Origin of the sequence: Spirillospora sp. NPDC047418, assembly GCF_040643275.1 — a bacterium.
In the GTDB taxonomy this organism is placed as follows: Bacteria; Actinomycetota; Actinomycetes; order Streptosporangiales; family Streptosporangiaceae; genus Spirillospora.
The window spans coordinates 37436-55810 of the sequence record NZ_JBEYTW010000014.1 but is presented as its reverse complement, the minus strand read 5'-3'; the positions used below and the strand labels follow the sequence as shown (position 1 = coordinate 55810).

Here is an 18375-nt window from a genome sequence, read left to right as displayed (position 1 = left end):
CGGGATTGCGGCAGGATTGCGGCGGCGGGGGCCTTGCGCTCCGGCGCGGGCTGAACTGTAGTCTGGACAAGTGTCCAGAACAATCGATCGCTTGCTTCTGCTGGACGGGCGGCTCGTCCCCGGGGCGGGCGGCGCCTTCGAGACGGTCAACCCCGCGACCGAGGAGGTGCTCGGCACCGCCGCCGACGCCACCGCCGACGACATGGACCGCGCGATCGGCGCCGCCCGGCGCGCGTTCGACGAGACGTCCTGGTCCACCGACCACGCGTTCCGCGTGCGCTGCCTGCGGCAGCTCAGGGAGGGTCTGCGGCGCCGCGCCGACGAGCTGCGCGAACTGACGATCAAGGAGGTGGGCGCGCCACGGTTCCTGACCTTCGGGGCGCAGCTGGACGCGCCCGTCGACGATCTCGGGTGGTTCGCCGACCTCGTCGAGTCCTACGCGTGGGAACGCGACCTCGGCCGGGCCGAGCCGATGGGGATGCCCAGCCACCGCCGGGTGCGCCGCGAGGCGGCGGGCGTCGTCGGCGCCATCACCCCGTGGAACTTCCCGCACCAGATCAACCTGGCCAAGCTCGGCCCGGCGCTGGCGGCCGGGAACACGGTGGTGCTGAAGCCGGCGCCCGACACGCCCTGGTGCGCGGCGGTGCTCGGCGAGGTCATAGCCGAGGAGACCGACATCCCGGCCGGCGTCGTGAACGTGGTGACGTCGTCCGACCACGGGCTCGGTGCCCAGCTGACGCAGGACCCGCGCGTCGATCTGGTGTCGTTCACCGGGTCCACGGCGACGGGCCGGAACGTGATGACGAGTGCGGCCGCCACGCTCAAGCGGGTCTTCCTGGAACTGGGCGGGAAGTCGGCGTTCGTGGTGCTGGACGACGCCGATCTGCGGGCCGCGTGCTCGTACGCGGCGTTCTCCGGGATCGCGCACGCCGGGCAGGGCTGCGCGATCACGACGCGGATCCTCGTCCCGCGCGACCGCTACGACGAGGCCGCCGAGATCACGGCGGGCACGCTCGCCAAGCTCGGCGTCGGCGACCCCGGCGACGACCGGACGATCTGCGGCCCGGTCATCTCCGCGAAGCAGCGCGAGCGCATCGAGGGCTACCTGGAACTCGCCGTCGAGGAGGGCGGTTCGTTCGCCTGCGGCGGCGGGCGCCCGGCGGGCCGCGACACGGGCTTCTGGATCGAGCCCACACTGATCACCGGGCTCACCAACGACGCCCGCGCGGCGCGGGAGGAGATCTTCGGCCCGGTGCTGACCCTGCTGCCGCACGACGGCGACGACGACGCGGTGCGGATCGCGAACGACTCGCCGTACGGGCTGTCGGGCGCGGTGCACGGCGGCGGCGCGGAGCGGGCGCGGGCGGTCGCGCGGCGGCTGCGGGCCGGGACGGTCAGCGTGAACGGCGGCGTCTGGTACGGCGCGGACGTCCCGTTCGGCGGCTACAAGCAGTCGGGCATCGGCCGCGAGATGGGCGTGGCCGGGTTCGAGGAGTACCTGGAGACCAAGTCGATCGCGGAGGGCGCATGAGGTTCGAGGGAAGGGTCGCGGTCGTCACCGGGGCCGCGCAGGGCATCGGCGAGGCGTACGCGCGGGCACTGGCAGCCGAGGGCGCGCACGTCGTCGTCGCCGACGTGGACGAGCGCGGGCAGAACGTGGCCGACGACATCAAGGGCCTGTTCGTCCGGACGGACGTGTCCGACCCCGCGTCGGTGGAGGCCATGGCGACGGCCGCGAAGGAGCGGTTCGGCGGGATCGACCATCTCGTCAACAACGCCGCCATCTTCGGGACGATGAAACTGGACTTCCTCTTCACCGTCGACTGGGACTACTACAAGAAGTTCATGTCCGTGAACATGGACGGCGCGCTGCTGTGCGCCCGCGCCTGCTACCCACACATGCAGGAGCGCGGCGGCGGCTCCATCGTGAACCAGTCGTCCACGGCGGCATGGCAGTACTCCGGCTTCTACGGGCTGGCCAAGGTCGGCGTCAACGGGCTCACACAGCAGCTCGCGCACGAGCTGGGCAGCATGAACATCCGGGTGAACGCGATCGCGCCCGGCCCGATCGACACCGAGGCCAACCGCGCCGTCGTGCCGGGCAACATGTCGCAGAAGATCGTCCGGGACAAGATGGCGCTGAAGCGCATGGGGTCGCCCGAGGACCTCGTCGGCGCCTGCCTGTTCCTGCTGTCGGACGACGCCGCCTGGATCACCGGGCAGATCGTCAACGTGGACGGCGGCGAGGTGTTCCGCTCATGACGGTGGGGTTCATCGGGCTCGGCCAGATGGGCGCACCGATGGCCGGCCACCTGGCCGCCGCGGGCGTCGTCGTCCACGACGCGCGGCCGGAGGCGATGGCGCCGCTGGTGAAGGCGGGCGCGCGGGCGGCGAAGAGCGTCGCCGAGGTCGCCGCGCACGCCGACCTCGTCTCGATCATGGTGCGGGACGACGACCAGGTGAACGAGGTCGGCGACGAGGTGCTCGCGAGCGCCCGGCCGGGCACGGTGCTGGCGATCCACTCCACGATCCGCGCGACGACGGCCGAGAATCTCGCGACCCGGGCCGGGCGGTACGGGATCGAGGTCGTGGACGCGCCGGTCAGCGGCGGGTTCATGGGAGCGGGCGCGGGCAGCCTCGCGGTGATGGTCGGCGGGACGGACGCGGCGTTCGAGCGCTGCCGCGAGCCGTTCGGCGCCTGGGCGGACCTCGTCCTGCACATGGGCCCGGTCGGCGCGGGCACCCGCACGAAGCTGGCCCGCAACATGCTGCACTTCATCTCGTTCACGGCCGCCGCCGAGGCGCAGCGGCTGGCGGAGGCGTCGGGGGTGTCGCTGCGCAAGCTGGGCCGGATCGTCCGGCACACCGACGCGATCACCGGCGGCGCGGGGTCGATCATGCTGCGCCCGACGACCGCGCCGCTGGACCCGGGCGACGACCTGTACGGCATCCTGTGCCACACCCGCGACCTCGGCGAGAAGGACCTGTCCTTCGCCCTGGAACTGGCGGACGAGCTGGGCGTCGACGTGCCCCTCGCCCGCATCGCCCGCGACCGCTTCGGCCCCGGCCTCGGCCTGCGCGAGGGAGATACCGATGGATGAGCGCCGCGAACGCGGGCTGGAGATGATGCGGCAGGTCTACGGCTGGGAGATCGGGGACGCGCCCGGCGACTTCTTCGGCATCACCGTCGACCACCTCTTCGGCGACATCTGGACGCGTCCGGGCCTCACCCTGCGCGACCGGCGCCTGCTGCTCATCGGCATGCTCGCCGGCCAGGGGCTCAACGACGTCCTGGACATCCAGATCCCGGCGGCGCTGGCCAACGGCGAGGTGTCGCCGGACGAGCTGCGCGAGATCGGCATCTTCCTGACCCACTACGTCGGCTGGCCGCTCGGCTCCCGGCTGAGCGTCCAGATCGACACGCTGATCGCCAAGCACGAGAAACGGAAGAAGAAGGACGAATAGGCAACCGCGCGGCCGGTGCGAGCGTCCAACGTCCATGCGTGGTCGTCTCTTCGCACCGGCCGCGACGGTCCTGCTGCTGGCCGGGATGGCCGGGTGCTCCGGATCGTCCGGCCCCGATGACCGGCCGGGCCAGGCACCGCCGGCCCGGCTCGTCGCCTATGCCGGCTGCGACGCGCTGCTCGACGACCTGCGCAGCGCCACGGTCGACCACGTCGGCCCGGACGGGCTCACCGAAGGGCCGGGCGGTGTCCCCGCCTTCCCGGGGGACGGCGACTGGGCGCTGTCGAAGGGCCGGCTGCCGTCCGGAGCCGCCGCGCAGCAGCATTCCACGACCAACTCCCACGAACCGGACGCCGACGAGCCCGACCTCGTGAAGACCGACGGGCACCGCATCGTCGCGCTCGACGGGGGGCGGCTGCGGGTCATCGACCCCGCCACGCGCAGGATCACGCACACGCTGAAGCTGCCGGGCTCCGGCCGGTACGGCCGCGACGAACTGCTGCTCAGCGGCGACCGCGCGCTGGTGCTGAGCCACCGCGCACCGGTGGTCCCCTTGGACGGCCGGCCCGCTGCGGGGCACACGGGCAGCTCGACGCGGCTGACGCTGGTCGACCTCTCCGGCACCCCGCGGGTCGCCGGCACGATGACGTCCGACACCGAGTACGTGGACGCGCGGCAGACCGGCTCGACCGTCCGCGTCGTGGTGCGGTCCCGGCCGAAGATCGACTTCCCCGGAGGGACGGACGCGGAGGACGCGACCGAGGAGAACCGGGTGGAGGTCTGGAAGGCCCCGCTCGAAGCCTGGCTCCCGACGTTCGCCCTGGACGACGGCACGTCGTACCGCGCGCCCTGCGATCAGGTCAGCCGCCCTGCCTCGTACAAGGGGTCGTCGATGCTGACCGTGCTGACCCTCGACCTGGACAAGGGCCTCGGCGACCCGCAGCCCATCGCGGTCACGGCCGACGGATCCACCGTCTACGGCAACGGCAGGAGCCTCTACGTCACGGGCACGCCCTCGAAGGCCTGGCGATGGCCGGCCAGGAAGCTCCCCGAGCCGCACACCGACATCTACAAGTTCGACCTGGGCGGCAGCGGGCGTCCGCGTTACGCAGCGTCCGGGTCGGTCAAGGGCTTCCTGCTCAACCAGTACTCCATGTCGGAGCACGACGGGAACCTGCGCCTCGCCACGACGACCGACCGGAACTCCCGCGGCTCCCAGAGCTCCGTGCACGTCCTCGCCCAGCACGGCGAACGGCTCGACCGGATCGGACGGATCGACGGGCTCGGCAAGGGCGAGCGCATCCACTCCGTCCGGTTCACCGGCCCGACGGCCTACGTGGTGACGTTCCGGCGGACCGACCCGCTGTACGTGCTCGACCTGGCGGACCCGGGCCGTCCCGCCCTCACCGGCGAACTGAAGATCACCGGCTACTCGGCGTACCTGCACCCCGTGGCGGGCGGCAGGCTCCTCGGCGTCGGGCAGGACGCCGAGACGTCGGGCCGCACGACCGGCCTCCAGGTGTCCCTCTTCGACGTTTCCGGCGAGCTGCGCCGCATCGGCGCCTACACGCTCCCCGGCGCGACGTCCCAGGTGGAGTTCGACCCGCACGCGTTCCTGTACTGGCCGGAGTCCGGACTCACCGTCGTCCCGGCGGCACGGGCGGGCGGCACGGGCGGCGAGGCGATCGCGCTCAAGGTCACCGGGACGTCCATCACCAAGGTCGGCACCGTCCGGCAGCCGGGCGGCGGGAGCATCGTCCGGTCGCTCATCGTCGGCGACACCCTCTGGACGTTCTCCGGCGGCGGAGCCCAGGCCACCGACGCGTCCACTCTGCGGAGGACGGCCTGGCTCGCCTACGGCTAGCGCGGAGCTAGCGCAGGCCCGTCGAGCGTTTCAGGGCCGTCTGGATGAGGCGGTCTACCAGGGTCGGGTAGTCCAGCCCGGTGGCCGCCCACATCTGCGGGAACGCCGACGCCGGGGTGAAGCCCGGCATGGTGTTGATCTCGTTGAGGATCCAGCGGCCGTCGGGCGTGTGGAAGAAGTCGACGCGGGCGAGGCCCTCGCAGTCGAGCGCCTCGAACGCCTGCACGGCGACGCGGCGGACCTCCTCGATCGCGGCGGGCGGCAGGTCCGGCGGGATCGCCATCCGGGTGGCGCCGTCGAGGTACTTGGTCTCGAAGTCGTAGAAGTCGTGCGCGCCCGAGGTCAGCACCTCGGCGGGCAGGCTGGCCTCGGCGGGGCCGTCGTCCTCGCCCTGCAGGACGCCGCACTCGACCTCGCGGCCCTCGATCGCGGCCTCCACGACCACCTTCGGGTCGTGCTCGCGGGCCGCGTCGACCGCCGCCTCCAGGTCCGCCTCGGCGGTGACGCGGGTGATGCCCATGCTCGACCCGGCGCGGGCCGGCTTGACGAACACCGGGGTGCCGTCCGCGAGGCCCAGCTCCTTGATCTCGTCGATCTTGCGCTTGCGCTCGCGCCGCCACTCCCGGTCGCCGACCAGCACGTACGGGCCGACGGGCAGGCCGCGCGCCTGCCAGACGAGCTTCATGTAGCCCTTGTCCATGCCGACGGCGCTGGCCAGCACCCCGGCGCCGACGTAGCGGACGCCCGCGAGGTCGAGCAGGCCCTGGATGGTGCCGTCCTCGCCGTAGGGGCCGTGCAGCAGCGGCAGCACGACGTCGACCTCCGCGAGGGTCTCGGGGATCTCGCCCGGCTGGACGACCATCAATCCGCGGCTGTCGGGGTCGAACGGCAGCGCCAGGACGCTGCCGGCGCCGGTCACCTCGGGCAGCCGGCCGTCCTCGATCGCGAGCGTCAGGCCGGCGGGCGGGAGCACCCAGCGGCCGTCGCGGGCGATGCCGATCGGCACCACGTCGTAGCGGTCCCGGTCGATGGCGGCCATGACGGCGCCCGCGGTGACGCAGGAGATCGCGTGCTCGGAGCTGCGCCCGCCGAAGACCACGGCCACGCGGATCCTAGAAACCTGGGACATGACGTCCGAGCCTACCGGTGATCAGCCCGCGCGGGCCACGAGCGGACCGGGCGCGGCCCCGCATCACACCCCGTACCGCTCGGGCTTCGGGGAGCGCGAGATCAGCGACACCGCGGCCTCCTTGATCGGCATGCCGTGGTGCAGGACGGCGGTGACCGCCTCGGTGATCGGCATCTCCACGTTGTGCTTGCGGGCGAGCGCCAGCACCGCCTCCGACGACTTGACGCCCTCGGCGGTCTGCCTGGTGACGGCGATGACCTCGTCGAGGGTCATCCCGCGGCCGAGGTTCTCGCCGAACGTCCGGTTCCGCGACAGCGGCGAGATGCACGTCCCGACGAGGTCGCCCATCCCGGCGAGGCCCGCGAACGTGTGCTCGTCGGCGCCGAGCGCGGCGCCCAGCCGGGCGATCTCGGCGAGCCCGCGGGTGATCAGCAGCGCCTGGGTGCTGGCGCCGAACCCGAGCCCGACCGACATGCCGACGCACAGCGCGACGATGTTCTTCACCGCGCCGCCGAGCTCGCAGCCGACCATGTCCGTGGAGGTGTAGACGCGGAAGTACGGGGTCATGGTGGCGGCCTGCAGGCGCTGCGCGACGGCCTCGTCCACGCAGGCGGCGACGGCGGCGCCGGGCTCCCCGGACGCGATCTCGCGGGCCAGGTTGGGGCCGCAGAACACGCCGACGCGCTCGCGCGGGAGGCCGGCGACCTCGCGGACCACCTCTGACATCCGCAGCGACGTGCCGATCTCGACGCCCTTCATCAGGCTGACGAGGACCGCGTCCGGCGGCAGGTGCGGCAGCCACCCGCCGAGGTTGTGCCGGAGCGTCTGCGCGGGGACGGCGAGCGCGACGAAGTCGGCGCCCTTCAGCGCCTCCGCCGGGTCGAGGGTGGCGCGGACGCCCGCCGGCAGCGTGACGCCGGGCAGGTAGTCGGGGTTCTCGTGCCGCTCGTTGACCGCCTCGACGACCTCAGGGCGGCGGCCCCACAGGACGACGTCGCCGCCCGCGTCGTGCAGCAGCTTGGTGAACGTCGTCCCCCAGGATCCGGCGCCCATCACCGCGGTGCGGAAGGTCACGAGTCGGCCGCCTTCCGCCGCACGCCGGCCCCGGTCTCGGACGCGGTCTCGGGCGTGGTCTCGGGTACGGATGGTCGGGCCGGCTCCGGAACCGCGGCGCCGGCGGCGCGGCGGCGCTCCTCCAGTACCCGGTGGTGGTCGTAGCGCTCGGCGGGCGGCTCCTCGCCGCGCAGCTCGCCGAGCAGGCCGACGATCGCCGTCATGATGTCGTCGGTCGCGGCGCGCAGCGTCTCCCTGCTGAGCGGCAGCCCCGCATACCCCGACAGGTCCACGGGCGGCCCGGCGACGACCCGCATCGTCTTGCGGGGCAGCGGGTGGAACCCCTTCTTCAGGCTCCCCGCGAGGCCCCGCTGCTCGCCCTTCTTGTACGGCATCAGCTCGTGCGCGCCCCAGCTCGCCACCGGGACGACCTTCGCGCCGGTCTTCAGCGCCATCCGCGCGACGCCCGTCTGGCCGGTCATGGGCCACAGCTCCGGGTCGCGGGTGCAGCTGCCCTCCGGGTAGAACATCAGGCATTCGCCGTCCACCAGCGCCTTCTCCGCGGCCTCCAGGGCCTGCGCCGCGTCGGCGCGGTCGCGGTACACGGGGATCTGGCCGGTGCCGCGCAGCACCGCGCGGATGAAGCGCACGTCGAACAGCGTGGACTTGGCCAGGTAGACCGGGTAGCGGCCCGCCTCGTAGACGAAGTGGGCGAGCGCGAGGGGGTCGGACTCGGAGATGTGGTTGGCGGCGATGATGACGCCGCCCTTCCCGGGTACGTTGCCCCGGCCCCGCCAGTCGCGTTTCAGGAGCCCGAACAGCAGCGGGCGCAGGATGACGATCGTGAGCTTCCGCCAGCCCGGCGAGTACCCGTGGCTCATGCCCGTCCCCTCCTCATTCCGTCCCCTCCTCGGTTCATCCCCCGGATGAACATGGGGTGTCCTCAAGTGTCGCGGTTGCGTGCGCATAGTGTCGAGTTGCCATGTCTACATCAGCACGGCCCGCCGCGGCGCACGGCGGGCCTCATCTCCACTGGTCGCTCGTCGTCCCCGTCAAGGTCCTGGCCAGGGCCAAGACCCGGATGGCCGCCGCGGCGGGCCCGCACCGGGAGCCGCTCGCGCTCGCGGTGGCGGCCGACACGGTCGCCGCGGCGCTGCGCTGCGACCGGGTCCGCGACGTGATCGTTGTCACCGACGATCCCCTTCCGGCGGCCGACCTCGCCGCCCTCGGCGCCCGCATCGTGCCCGACGTGCCGGACGCGGGCCTGAACCCGGCGCTGGTGTACGGCGCCGCCCGGGGCCGCGAGCTGTCCCCGGACGCGGGCGTCGGCGCGCTGTCGGCAGACCTGCCCGCTCTGCGGCCGGATGAACTCGCCCGCGTCCTGGACGCCGCCGCGGCCGAGCCGGAGGCGTTCGTGCCGGACGCGGCGGGCATCGGCACGACCCTCTACACGGCCCGTCCCGGCGTCGCGTTCGCCCCGGCGTTCGGCGGCGGCTCCCGCGCGGCGCACCGCTCCCGCGGCGCCGCGGAGATCCTGCTGCCCGCCACCGACAGCGTACGCCGCGACGTCGACACCCCGGAGGACCTGCGCGCCGCGCTCGCGCTCGGCACCGGCCCCCGCACCGCCGAGGTCGCGGCCCTGCTGCCGTCGCTGGCCTAGAGTTCGGCCCATGCAGGCGACGGTGAAGGCGTTCGACGCGGAGACCAGGTCGGGGAGCGTGCTGCTCGACGACGGGACGGAGCTGGCGTTCGACGCGGACGCGTTCGCGGCGGGCGGGCTGCGGCTGCTGCGCTTCGGCCAGCGGGTGCGGCTGGCCGTGGCGGACGGCCGCGTCTCGGCGATCACGCTGTCGACGTTCCCGCTGCCGTCCTGAAACGCCCCCGTGCTGAAACGCGACGGCGCCCGGGACCTCGCGGTCCCGGGCGCCGTCGCGGTGAGGCTACTTCTTTCCGGCCACCAGGTTCTTGAAGTCGGCGCCGGCCTTGAACTTCGGCACGGACGTCGCGGGAACCTCGATGGTCTTGCCCGTTGCGGGGTTGCGGGCCGTACGGGCAGGCCGGTCGGCCTTCTCGAACGAACCGAACCCGGTGATCGCGACCTTGTCGCCCTTGGCGACTGCGGTCTGGATCGCCTCCAGGATCGCGTCGACGGCCTCGGCTGCGGCCTTCTTGCTGCCCAGCCGGTCAGAGATGGCGTCGACCAGCTCACGCTTGTTCATGCGTTACTCCTCTAGTTCCCCCCTTGCCCGACCGAAACTAAGGGACCTGCAGCATGGACACAATCACCTGCACGCAGAAGTTGGCGTGTCGCTGGCGTTTTTGTCGGCCTCGCCCCTGTCTCGCCGGGTGACCGGACCGGATCCGGCCACTGCGCACGCTAACCGACGTCGGGCCCCTCGTGGAAATCGGCGAGGAACGCCTCCAGCCTGCGCGCCGCCAGCCCGGCGTCCCGTTTCGCCAGATCGGTGATCGCCAGCAGATGCCGGATGAGCCGCTGCCGCGTCTCCGGCGGAAGCGGCGCGACGGCCTGGTGAGCGTCACGCAACTGCCGCGCGAGCTGGGTCAACGCGGGATCGTCCCACTTCGGCCCCGCCCACGGAAGGGCACTCAATTCCATTCCCCCAAACGCTCGGCGAGCATGGCACTACAGGAAATTGTCCCTCGTACCCATACCGCTCGACACGCCCGGGGGTGTATCAAGCGTGGCCCGCGCCACCCGGCGCCGGGAGGCGCGGGTGGCGCGGGCCACGGTGAAAATCACCGCTCCCACCTGGGGAGCGGTACGTTTCCGCTGGTCAGCGACGGTGTTCGGCGGCGCGGCGGGCGGTCCGCCGGTGGGGCCGCGCGGTCAGACCGTGGTCGGGAGCCAGGGGCGGCGGGATTCCTCGTAGGTGCCGATGGCTTCGGCGTGGCGGAGGGTGAGGCCGATGTCGTCCAGGCCCTCCATGAGGCGCCAGCGGGTGTAGTCGTCGATGTCGAAGGCCGCGACCACACCGTCGTAGCGGACCTCGCGCCGGTCGAGGTCGACGGTGATCTCCAGGGCCGGGTCCTTCTCGACGCGGGCCTGGAGGTCCTCGACCTGGTCGCCGGCCAGGATGACGGGCAGCAGGCCCATCTTGGTGGAGTTGTTGCGGAAGATGTCGCCGAAGCGCGGCGCGATGATGACGCGGAACCCGTACTGCTGCAGGGCCCAGACGGCGTGCTCGCGGGACGAGCCGGTGCCGAAGTCGGGCCCGGCGACCAGGATCCCCGCCCCGTCGTACCGGGGCTGGTTGAGGACGAAGTCCGGGTCCTCGCGCCAGCCGGAGAACAGGCCCTTCTCGAAGCCGGTGCGGCTGACCTGCTTCAGCCAGACGGCCGGGATGATCTGGTCGGTGTCGACGTTGCTGCGGCGCAGCGGGACCGCGCGCCCGGTGTAGGTGGTGAACGCTTCCATCGTGGGATTCCTCAGAGGTCGGCGGGGGCGGTCAGGCGGCCGGTGACGGCGGTCGCGGCGGCGACGGCGGGCGACACCAGGTGGGTGCGGCCGCCGGGGCCCTGCCGGCCCTCGAAGTTGCGGTTGGACGTGGAGGCGCTGCGCTCGCCGGGCGCGAGCTTGTCCGGGTTCATCGCCAGGCACATGGAGCAGCCGGCCTCGCGCCATTCGGCGCCGGACGCGGCGATGACCTCGTCGAGGCCCTCCTCCTCGGCCTGCTTCTTGACCTTCATGGAGCCGGGCACGACCAGCATGCGGACGCCCTCGGCGACCTTGCGGCCCTTCAGCACGCCGGCGACGGCGCGGAGGTCCTCGATGCGGCCGTTGGTGCAGGAGCCGACGAAGACGGTGTCGACCGCGATCTCGCGCAGCGGCGTCCCGGCGGTGAGCCCCATGTACTCCAGGGCGCGCTCGGCGGACTGCCGCCGGACGGGGTCGGTGAACGACGCTGGCTCGGGCACCGAACCGCCGAGCGGCAGGCCCTGGCCGGGGTTGGTGCCCCAGGTGACGAACGGGGTCAGTTCGGTCGCGTCGATCACGACCTCGGTGTCGAAGACCGCGTCGTCGTCGGTGCGCAGGGACGTCCAGTACTCGACGGCCCTGTCCCAGTCGTCGCCCTGGGGGGCGTGGGGGCGGCCCTTGAGGTACTCGAACGTGGTCTCGTCCGGGGCGATCATCCCGGCGCGGGCGCCGGCCTCGATGGACATGTTGCAGACCGTCATGCGGCCTTCCATCGACAGGGAGCGGATCGCCTCGCCGCGGTACTCGATGATGTGGCCCTGGCCGCCGCCGGTGCCGATGCGGGCGATGATCGCGAGGATCAGGTCCTTGGCGGTGACGCCCTCCGGCAGCGCGCCGTCCACGGTGACCGCCATCGTCTTCGGCTGGACCTGCGGCAGCGTCTGGGTGGCGAGGACGTGCTCGACCTCGCTCGTGCCGATGCCGAACGCGAGGGCGCCGAACGCGCCGTGCGTGGAGGTGTGGGAGTCGCCGCAGACGACGGTCGTGCCGGGCTGGGTCAGCCCGAGCTGCGGGCCGATGACGTGGACGATGCCCTGGCCCGCGTCGCCCATCGGGTGCAGCCTGACCCCGAAGTCGGAGCAGTTCTTGCGCAGCGTCTCGACCTGGGTGCGCGACACCGGGTCGGCGATGGGCTTGAGCAGGTCCGTGGTCGGGACGTTGTGGTCCTCGGTGGCGATCGTCAGGTCGGGACGGCGGACCTTGCGGCCGGTCATCCGCAGCCCGTCGAACGCCTGCGGGCTCGTCACCTCGTGGACGAGGTGCAGGTCGATGTAGAGGAGGTCCGGCTCACCCTCGGCGCGCCGTACGACGTGCGCGTCGTAGACCTTCTCGGCCAGTGTTCGGCCCATCACTCCCACCTCACCTGTCATGATCGGCGGCGCCCGGTGCTCGTCGCCCGGTGCGCCGTGGTGTCCGTCACCTCGACTTGCAATCTCATATTACGAGACGGCAATATCAATTCATGGACAACTCTAGCGGAGTCGGCGTACTTGACAAAGCCGTTCTCGTTCTGAATGCGCTGGAGGCCGGCCCGGCCTCGCTCGCCCAGCTCGTCCAGACCACCGGGCTGGCGCGCCCCACGGCGCACCGGCTGGCCGTCGCGCTGGAGCACCACCGCCTCGTGCACCGCGACACGCAGGGGCGCTTCATCCTCGGGCCGCGGCTCGCCGAGCTGGCCGTCGCGGCCGGCGAGGACCGCCTGCTCGCGATCGCCCAGCCCATCCTGGCCCAGTTGCGCGACCTCACCGGCGAGAGCGCCTCGCTGTTCCGCCGCCAGGGCGACGTCCGGGTCTGCGTCGCCGCCGCCGAGCGGACCAGCGGCCTGCGCGACACCGTCCCGGTCGGCGCCGCGCTGCCGATGACGGCGGGGTCGGCCGCGCAGATCCTGCTCGCCTGGGAGGAGCCCGACCGGCTGCACCGGGGGCTGCGCAACGCCAAGTTCGAGGCGACGACGCTCGCGTCCGTCCGGCGGCGGGGCTGGGCGCAGAGCGTCGGGGAGCGCGAGCAGGGCGTCGGGTCGGTGTCGGCCCCCATCCGCGGCGCGGGCGGGCGGGTGATCGCCGCCGTCTCGGTGTCCGGCCCGCTCGAGCGCCTGACCCGCTCCCCCGGGCGCCTGCACGCCGCCCCGGTGGCCGCCGCCGCCGAGAAGATCTCCGAGGGGATGCGTCGCACCGCCTCCTGAACCCCGGAACATAGAGTCGGCGAATGGACGAATCCCGGCTTCGCGGACGGCTCGCGGACCTCACCCTCGAGGAGAAGGTCCACCTGCTCACCGGTGACGGGTTCTGGACCCTGCGCCCCATCCCCCGGATCGGGCTGCGGGGTCTCGTCATGTCGGACGGGCCGTCCGGCGTGCGCGGCACCACCTGGGACGAGCGGCACACGAGCCTGCTGTTCCCGAACCCGACGGCGCTCGCCGCGACGTGGGATCCGGCGCTCGCGGAGCGGATCGGGCGGCTGAACGGCGCGCAGGCGCGCGACAGGGGCGTGCATGTCCAGCTCGCGCCGACGGTCAACCTGCACCGGACGCCGCTGGGCGGGCGGCACTTCGAGAACTACTCCGAGGACCCCCTGCTCACCGCCCGCATCGGCGCCGCGTTCGTGCGCGGCGTCCAGTCGGCGGGCGTCGCGGCGACGGTGAAGCACTTCGTCGGCAACGACTCCGAGACCGACCGCATGTCCTACGACGCGCGCATCGGCGAGGACGCCCTGGACGAGCTGTACCTGCGGCCGTTCGAGGAGGCCGTGAAGGCGGGCGCGTGGGCGGTGATGGCCGCGTACAACAAGGTCAACGGCACGTCCATGACCGAGCACCGCGAGCTGCTGACGGGCGTGCTCAAGGACCGCTGGGGGTTCGACGGCGTCCTGGTCTCCGACTGGACGGCGATCCGCTCGACCGAGGCGAGCGCCAACGCGGGCATGGACGTGGAGATGCCGGGCCTCCCCACCAGCCCGTGGCGGGGCAGGCTCGTCGACGCCGTCCGCGCGGGCAGGGTCGCCGGGGAGCTGATCGACGACAAGGCGCTGCGCGTGCTCCGCCTGGCCGCGCGGGTGGGCGCGCTCGACGGCTTCCCCGGCCCGGCGCCGGCGACGACGCCTCCCGACGCCCGCGCGCGGCTGCGGGACGCGGCGGCCCGGGCCGCCGTGCTGCTGCGGAACGAGGACGGCGCCCTCCCGCTGGGCGCCCCGCGCAGGCTCGCCGTGATCGGCCCGAACGCCGTCCGGTTCAGCGCGCAGGGCGGCGGAAGCGCGCACGTCGACCCCGAGCACGTCGTCACGCCGGTCGAGGGGCTGCGCCGGGCGCTCGGGGACGGAACCGAGCTGATCGTCCGTCCCGGCGTGTACCCGCATCGGCGGCTGGCGCCCCTGCCGCTCGCCCTCACGGCCGACCCGGAGTCCGGTGAGCGCGGTGTGCGGCTGGAGTTCTTCGGGGCCGGCGGCGCCCTGATCGAGTCGCAGCACCGCCGGGCGGCGCATTTCGTCTTCCTCGGCGGGATCCCGAAGGGCACCGCCCGGATCGTCGCCCGGACCGAGATGACCCCGGCCGAGGACGGCGTCCACGCGTTCGCGATCGCGGGCGCCGGCGAGTACGAGCTGCGCGTGGGCGGGACCCGGACCGCGGTGACGCTGGACCCCGGCCACGGCGACCCGGTGGAGGCGCTGCTGCGTCCGCCCGAGCACCGGATCGAGGTCGAGCTGGAGGCGGGCACGGCCGTCCCGGTCGAGTTGCACTGCACCCACGCGCCCGGACGCTTCGGGACGGCGTTCGGCATCGGCCACCACGCGCCGCACCTGGACGAGGACGGCGCGCTCGCCGCCGCGGTCGGCGCCGCCCGCGACGCCGATGCCGCCGTCGTGGTCGTCGGGACGAACGACGACGTGGAGAGCGAGGGCTTCGACCGCACGACCCTCGCCCTGCCCGGCCGCCAGGACGAGCTGGTCTCCGCCGTCGCCGCCGCCAACCCGCGCACGATCGTGGTGGTGAACGCGGGCGCGCCGGTGCTGATGCCCTGGCGGGACGAGGTCGCCGCCGTCCTGTGGGCGTGGCTGCCCGGCCAGGAGGGCGGCGACGCGATCGCGGACGTCCTCACCGGCGCGGCCGAGCCCGGCGGGCGGCTGCCCACCACGTTCCCCGCGTCGCACGACGGCGTCCTGTCGCCGGTACCCGCCGCGGACGGGACCCTGCACTACGCCGAGGGCGCCGAGACCGGCTACCGGCACTACACGCCCGCCCAGGTCGCGTACCCGTTCGGGCACGGGCTCGGCTACACCGCCTGGGAGTACGAGTCGGTCACCGTCTCGGGCGATGCCGCCGAGGTGACCGTCCGCAACACCGGGAGCCGGGCCGGGCGCGAGGTCGTCCAGTGCTACGCCGCCGCGGACGGGACGGTCCGGCTCGCGGGCTTCGCCGTCGCCGAGGCGGCCCCCGGCGACGCCGTCGCGGTCCAGGTCGGGCTGGACGAGCGGATCCCCGTCACGGGCGCGCTCTGGGCGGGCCGGTCGTTCGCCGACCTCCGAATCCGCACAACTCGGACAGACATTGGATAGTGCCGGTATCCAATCCCCCGACCTCGCTACCGTTGGCCACCGGTGGAGGGGGTTCGACGGTGCAGATCTCCGAGCTCAGCGATCGGAGCGGGCTGACGGTGCAGACGATCAAGTTCTACATCCGGGAGGGCCTGCTCCCCAAGGGCGCGGTGGTGAGCGCGACCCGCTCGGAGTACGACGGCCGGCATCTGGAGCGGCTGCGGCTGATCAACGCGCTGCGCGAGGTCGCCGACCTGCCGGTCGCGGCGATCCAGGAGATCATCGAGGCCGTCGAGGACGACCGGGTCGGCCTGCACGACCTCGTCGCCACCACCCAGCACGCGATCGGCCCGCACGTCGCCGCGCCGTACGACCCGCACTGGCGCGCCGCCCGCGAGGACGTGGACGCCCTCGTGCGCGAACTCGGCTGGACCGTCGGCGCCGACGCGCCCGCCCGCGACCTGCTCGCGCACACGTTCGTGTCGCTGCGCCGCCTCGGCTACCCGATCACGCTCAAGGACCTGCGGCCCTACGTGCGGGCCGCCGCCGGCGTCGCCGAGCACGAGATCGGCCGGGTCGCGGACGGCGCGCCGCGCGGCCGGGCCGTGCACGGGCTGCTCGTCTCGACCGTCCTCTACGAGCAGGTCCTCACGGCCCTGCACCGGCTGGCCCGGGAGGACGCCTCGGCCCGCCGGTTCGGGGCCGGCTGACCCCGCCCACCAGGTATTTCCGAGATAATCAATCGGAATTGGTATTCATGGGGCGAAATTAAGGCATTCACTTTCGTCGCCTAATATGAATGGCGATGACCACGACAGAGGGCCGCGGCTCCGGCGGCAGGTGGACCGACCGCCTGCTCGCCGAGGGCAGCGATCCCGATCCCCGCTTCACGCTCGCCAACGAGCGCACGTTCCTGGCCTGGATCCGGACGGCGCTGGCACTGGTCGCGGGCGGCATCGGCGTCGCGCTCGCCGGCGACTTCGTCGGCACGGTGCTGCGGCACGGCCTCGCGGTCGTGTTCGCCGCGAGCGGCGCGCTCGTCGCCGCGCTCGCCTTCCGCCGCTGGCTGCGCACCGAGCGGGCGCTGCGCCGCGAGGAGACGCTGCCGCCGCCCGCGCTGGCGCCGGTGATGGCCTACGGCATCGCGATCGCCTCGATCGTCCTGCTGGTCGCCATCCTGGTCACCCAGTGAAGCCCGGTCGTCCGGGCCGGCTCGGTGACCGCGGTGCGCAGCCGGAGCGGACGGCGCTCGCCTGGTCGCGCACCACCCTCTCGCTGATCGTCGCGGGGCTGCTGTGCGTGCGGTTCGCGCCCTCGGTGCCGGGCGCGGCCACCGCGGCGGCCGTCGTCTGCGGCGGCGCCGCGCTGCTGCTGCGCCGCAGCCGGGCCAGCCTGCGCACCCGGCGGCACCGGGTGCCCGCCGGCGGCGGCGCGGCCGACCCGGCCTCCGTCCTGATCATGACGGGCCTGGCGATGCTCCTCGCCGTGGTGACGCTCCTCTTCGCCTTCTGATCCGCCTTCCGGCACCCATGCGCGTTACGCATGGCTGCCGTGCGAAGTCTTCGCTGGTGTCATGGCTGCGCGGCGCTTAACGTCGATTCCGCCATGACAAGAATCGCTTTTCTCGGACTGGGGCGCATGGGCGCCCCCATGGCCGGACGGCTCCTGGCCGCCGGTCACGACGTGTCCCTATGGAACCGAACGGCCGACAAGGCCGCGCCGCTCGCCAGGGCGGGCGCCGCCGTGCGCGCCACGCCCGCCGAGGCCGTCGCGGGCCGCGACCTGGTGATCATGATGCTGACCGACGCGGACGCCGTCGAGGACGTCCTGTTCGCGGCGGACGGCGGCGGGGCGGCCCCGGCGCTGGCGCCCGGCGCCGTGATCGCCGACATGTCCACGATCGGCCCGGACGCCGTCCGCCGGGTCCGGGACCGGCTGCCCGCGGGGATCGGCTACCTCGACGCCCCCGTCTCGGGAAGCGTCCCGCAGGCGGAGGCGGGCGAGCTGATGATCCTCGCCGGCGCGGCGGACGCCGACCTGGCCCGCTGCGCGGCCGCGTTCGAGGCGCTCGGGACCGTCCGGCACGTCGGCCCGCCGGGCTCGGGCGCCGCGCTGAAGGTGGTGGTGAACAGCGTGCTCGTCGGCAACTTCGCCGTCCTCGGCGAGGCGCTCGCCGTCGCCGACCGGCTCGGCGTCGACTCCGGCCTGGCCCTGGACGCGCTGTCGCGCATCAGCCCGCAGGCCCGGCGGCTGCTGGACGGCACCGGCCCGCCCCGCTTCACCCTCGCCCTGGCCGCCAAGGACCTCGGCCTCGCGCTCGACGGCCCGAGCCGGACCGGCGTCCTGTCCGCCGTCCGGGCCCGGACGGAAGGCGCGCTCGCCGCCGGGCTCGCGTCCGAAGACCTCACCGCACTCGCAGACCACACCAGGAGATCCGCACAGATGCGCGTCACCCTCGGCAATCCGGCGACCGTCCCCGCGCCGCCGAACCCCGCCTACTCCCACACCGCGTACGTGACCCAGGGGCCGATGCTGTACGTGTCGGGGCAGATCGCGCTGGACGAGAACGGCCAGGTGGACGCCCCCGGCGACATGACCCGCCAGTCGGAGGTCGTCATGTCGCTGCTCGAACGCATCCTCGCCGCGCACGGCGCGGGCTTCGCCGACGTCGTCGGCATCCGCTCGTTCCTGACCGACATCGACCTGCGCGCCGAGTACGGGGCCGTCCGGGCGCGGTACTTCACCGGCGCGCCGCCGACCAGCACGACCGTGGAGGTGCCCCGGCTCTTCCACCCGGACGCCCTGCTCGAGGTCGAGATCGTCGCCGCGGTCCCCTGACCG

Annotated in this window: 20 protein-coding genes; 13 read left to right on the top strand and 7 right to left on the bottom strand. The window is 73.3% G+C overall.

Annotated features, from left to right (window positions below; genetic code table 11):
• Positions 1-91 precede the first annotated feature (91 nt).
• The 5 genes from ABZ806_RS11675 to ABZ806_RS11655 are packed head-to-tail and all read left to right on the top strand — an operon-like array spanning position 92 to position 5329.
• Positions 92-1531 (top strand): aldehyde dehydrogenase, encoded by a 1440-nt coding sequence (locus tag ABZ806_RS11675; protein WP_500216843.1) that lies wholly within the window; start codon positions 92-94, stop codon positions 1529-1531.
• Entirely contained in the window at positions 1528-2262 is a 735-nt protein-coding gene (locus ABZ806_RS11670; protein ID WP_500216842.1) for an SDR family oxidoreductase, read from the top strand. Before ABZ806_RS11675 ends, ABZ806_RS11670 begins: the two co-directional genes overlap by 4 nt.
• On the top strand, positions 2259-3101 hold the full coding sequence (locus tag ABZ806_RS11665) for an NAD(P)-dependent oxidoreductase (RefSeq protein WP_500216841.1): 843 nt from the start codon (positions 2259-2261) through the stop codon (positions 3099-3101). The genes ABZ806_RS11670 and ABZ806_RS11665 overlap by 4 nt, the downstream gene beginning before the upstream one ends.
• A complete protein-coding gene (locus ABZ806_RS11660) occupies positions 3094-3465 on the top strand; it encodes a carboxymuconolactone decarboxylase family protein (protein ID WP_500216840.1) in 372 nt (123 codons plus the stop codon). The genes ABZ806_RS11665 and ABZ806_RS11660 overlap by 8 nt, the downstream gene beginning before the upstream one ends.
• 34 nt (positions 3466-3499) lie before the next feature.
• Complete coding sequence (locus ABZ806_RS11655) at positions 3500-5329, top strand: beta-propeller domain-containing protein (protein ID WP_500216839.1); 1830 nt, start codon at positions 3500-3502, stop codon at positions 5327-5329.
• 7 nt (positions 5330-5336) lie between these two features.
• Here ABZ806_RS11655 and ABZ806_RS11650 read toward each other — a convergent pair whose 3' ends face one another.
• From ABZ806_RS11650 to ABZ806_RS11640, 3 genes are all read right to left on the bottom strand, one after another.
• Positions 5337-6458 (bottom strand): D-alanine--D-alanine ligase family protein, encoded by a 1122-nt coding sequence (locus tag ABZ806_RS11650; RefSeq protein WP_500216838.1) that lies wholly within the window; start codon positions 6456-6458, stop codon positions 5337-5339.
• 63 nt (positions 6459-6521) lie between these two features.
• Positions 6522-7511, bottom strand: a complete 990-nt coding sequence (locus ABZ806_RS11645) for an NAD(P)H-dependent glycerol-3-phosphate dehydrogenase (protein WP_500216918.1) — start codon at positions 7509-7511, stop codon at positions 6522-6524.
• 17 nt (positions 7512-7528) lie between these two features.
• A complete protein-coding gene (locus ABZ806_RS11640; protein ID WP_500216837.1) occupies positions 7529-8392 on the bottom strand; it encodes a lysophospholipid acyltransferase family protein in 864 nt (287 codons plus the stop codon).
• Between the two features lie 101 nt (positions 8393-8493).
• On the opposite strand from ABZ806_RS11640, the gene cofC reads away from it, so the two are divergent.
• Entirely contained in the window at positions 8494-9171 is a 678-nt protein-coding gene (gene cofC, locus ABZ806_RS11635) for a 2-phospho-L-lactate guanylyltransferase (RefSeq protein ID WP_500216836.1), read from the top strand.
• 10 nt (positions 9172-9181) lie between these two features.
• The gene (locus tag ABZ806_RS11630) at positions 9182-9385 is read left to right on the top strand and encodes a hypothetical protein (RefSeq protein ID WP_500216835.1); all 204 of its coding nucleotides are present in this window, start codon (positions 9182-9184) and stop codon (positions 9383-9385) included.
• Positions 9386-9451: 66 nt separating this feature from the next.
• On the opposite strand, the gene ABZ806_RS11625 is transcribed toward ABZ806_RS11630, so the two are convergent.
• From ABZ806_RS11625 to leuC, 4 genes are all read right to left on the bottom strand, one after another.
• Positions 9452-9730, bottom strand: coding sequence for an HU family DNA-binding protein (locus ABZ806_RS11625; RefSeq protein WP_026403810.1), 279 nt, complete (start codon positions 9728-9730; stop codon positions 9452-9454).
• A gap of 158 nt (positions 9731-9888) precedes the next feature.
• Complete coding sequence (locus ABZ806_RS11620; protein WP_500216917.1) at positions 9889-10122, bottom strand: SCO5555 family protein; 234 nt, start codon at positions 10120-10122, stop codon at positions 9889-9891.
• 237 nt (positions 10123-10359) lie between these two features.
• Positions 10360-10947, bottom strand: a complete 588-nt coding sequence (gene leuD, locus ABZ806_RS11615) for a 3-isopropylmalate dehydratase small subunit (RefSeq protein WP_500216834.1) — start codon at positions 10945-10947, stop codon at positions 10360-10362.
• 11 nt (positions 10948-10958) lie between these two features.
• Positions 10959-12356: a 3-isopropylmalate dehydratase large subunit gene (leuC, locus tag ABZ806_RS11610; RefSeq protein ID WP_500216833.1), complete on the bottom strand. Its 1398-nt coding sequence runs from the start codon at positions 12354-12356 to the stop codon at positions 10959-10961.
• Between the two features lie 113 nt (positions 12357-12469).
• Between leuC and ABZ806_RS11605 the strand changes: the two genes are divergently transcribed.
• The 6 genes from ABZ806_RS11605 (at position 12470) to ABZ806_RS11580 (ending at position 18372) form a co-directional block, all read left to right on the top strand.
• Entirely contained in the window at positions 12470-13189 is a 720-nt protein-coding gene (locus ABZ806_RS11605; protein ID WP_500216832.1) for an IclR family transcriptional regulator, read from the top strand.
• A gap of 23 nt (positions 13190-13212) precedes the next feature.
• Entirely contained in the window at positions 13213-15555 is a 2343-nt protein-coding gene (locus ABZ806_RS11600) for a beta-glucosidase (RefSeq protein ID WP_500216831.1), read from the top strand.
• Between the two features lie 59 nt (positions 15556-15614).
• Positions 15615-16244 carry a MerR family transcriptional regulator gene (locus ABZ806_RS11595; protein ID WP_500216830.1) on the top strand — a complete coding sequence of 210 codons (630 nt, stop codon included), beginning with the start codon at positions 15615-15617 and terminating at the stop codon, positions 16242-16244.
• A gap of 95 nt (positions 16245-16339) precedes the next feature.
• Positions 16340-16726 carry a YidH family protein gene (locus ABZ806_RS11590; RefSeq protein WP_500216829.1) on the top strand — a complete coding sequence of 129 codons (387 nt, stop codon included), beginning with the start codon at positions 16340-16342 and terminating at the stop codon, positions 16724-16726.
• Positions 16723-17046, top strand: coding sequence for a DUF202 domain-containing protein (locus ABZ806_RS11585; RefSeq protein ID WP_500216828.1), 324 nt, complete (start codon positions 16723-16725; stop codon positions 17044-17046). Before ABZ806_RS11590 ends, ABZ806_RS11585 begins: the two co-directional genes overlap by 4 nt.
• A 93-nt stretch (positions 17047-17139) precedes the next feature.
• Complete coding sequence (locus ABZ806_RS11580; RefSeq protein WP_500216827.1) at positions 17140-18372, top strand: NAD(P)-binding domain-containing protein; 1233 nt, start codon at positions 17140-17142, stop codon at positions 18370-18372.
• Positions 18373-18375: the final 3 nt, after the last annotated feature.

What these genes read in the sequence shown, in the direction of transcription:
- ABZ806_RS11670 (WP_500216842.1), top strand. Translation starts at nt 1,528, where the DNA reads ATGAGGTTCGAGGGAAGGGTCGCGGTCGTCACCGGGGCCGCGCAGGGC.
- ABZ806_RS11665 (WP_500216841.1), top strand. Translation starts at nt 2,259, where the DNA reads ATGACGGTGGGGTTCATCGGGCTCGGCCAGATGGGCGCACCGATGGCC.
- ABZ806_RS11660 (WP_500216840.1), top strand. Translation starts at nt 3,094, where the DNA reads ATGGATGAGCGCCGCGAACGCGGGCTGGAGATGATGCGGCAGGTCTAC.
- ABZ806_RS11655 (WP_500216839.1), top strand. Translation starts at nt 3,500, where the DNA reads ATGCGTGGTCGTCTCTTCGCACCGGCCGCGACGGTCCTGCTGCTGGCC.
- ABZ806_RS11650 (WP_500216838.1), bottom strand. Translation starts at nt 6,458, where the DNA reads ATGTCCCAGGTTTCTAGGATCCGCGTGGCCGTGGTCTTCGGCGGGCGC.
- ABZ806_RS11645 (WP_500216918.1), bottom strand. Translation starts at nt 7,511, where the DNA reads ATGGGCGCCGGATCCTGGGGGACGACGTTCACCAAGCTGCTGCACGAC.
- ABZ806_RS11640 (WP_500216837.1), bottom strand. Translation starts at nt 8,392, where the DNA reads ATGAGCCACGGGTACTCGCCGGGCTGGCGGAAGCTCACGATCGTCATC.
- cofC (WP_500216836.1), top strand. Translation starts at nt 8,494, where the DNA reads ATGTCTACATCAGCACGGCCCGCCGCGGCGCACGGCGGGCCTCATCTC.
- ABZ806_RS11630 (WP_500216835.1), top strand. Translation starts at nt 9,182, where the DNA reads ATGCAGGCGACGGTGAAGGCGTTCGACGCGGAGACCAGGTCGGGGAGC.
- ABZ806_RS11625 (WP_026403810.1), bottom strand. Translation starts at nt 9,730, where the DNA reads ATGAACAAGCGTGAGCTGGTCGACGCCATCTCTGACCGGCTGGGCAGC.
- leuD (WP_500216834.1), bottom strand. Translation starts at nt 10,947, where the DNA reads ATGGAAGCGTTCACCACCTACACCGGGCGCGCGGTCCCGCTGCGCCGC.
- leuC (WP_500216833.1), bottom strand. Translation starts at nt 12,356, where the DNA reads ATGGGCCGAACACTGGCCGAGAAGGTCTACGACGCGCACGTCGTACGG.
- ABZ806_RS11605 (WP_500216832.1), top strand. Translation starts at nt 12,470, where the DNA reads ATGGACAACTCTAGCGGAGTCGGCGTACTTGACAAAGCCGTTCTCGTT.
- ABZ806_RS11600 (WP_500216831.1), top strand. Translation starts at nt 13,213, where the DNA reads ATGGACGAATCCCGGCTTCGCGGACGGCTCGCGGACCTCACCCTCGAG.
- ABZ806_RS11590 (WP_500216829.1), top strand. Translation starts at nt 16,340, where the DNA reads ATGACCACGACAGAGGGCCGCGGCTCCGGCGGCAGGTGGACCGACCGC.
- ABZ806_RS11580 (WP_500216827.1), top strand. Translation starts at nt 17,140, where the DNA reads ATGACAAGAATCGCTTTTCTCGGACTGGGGCGCATGGGCGCCCCCATG.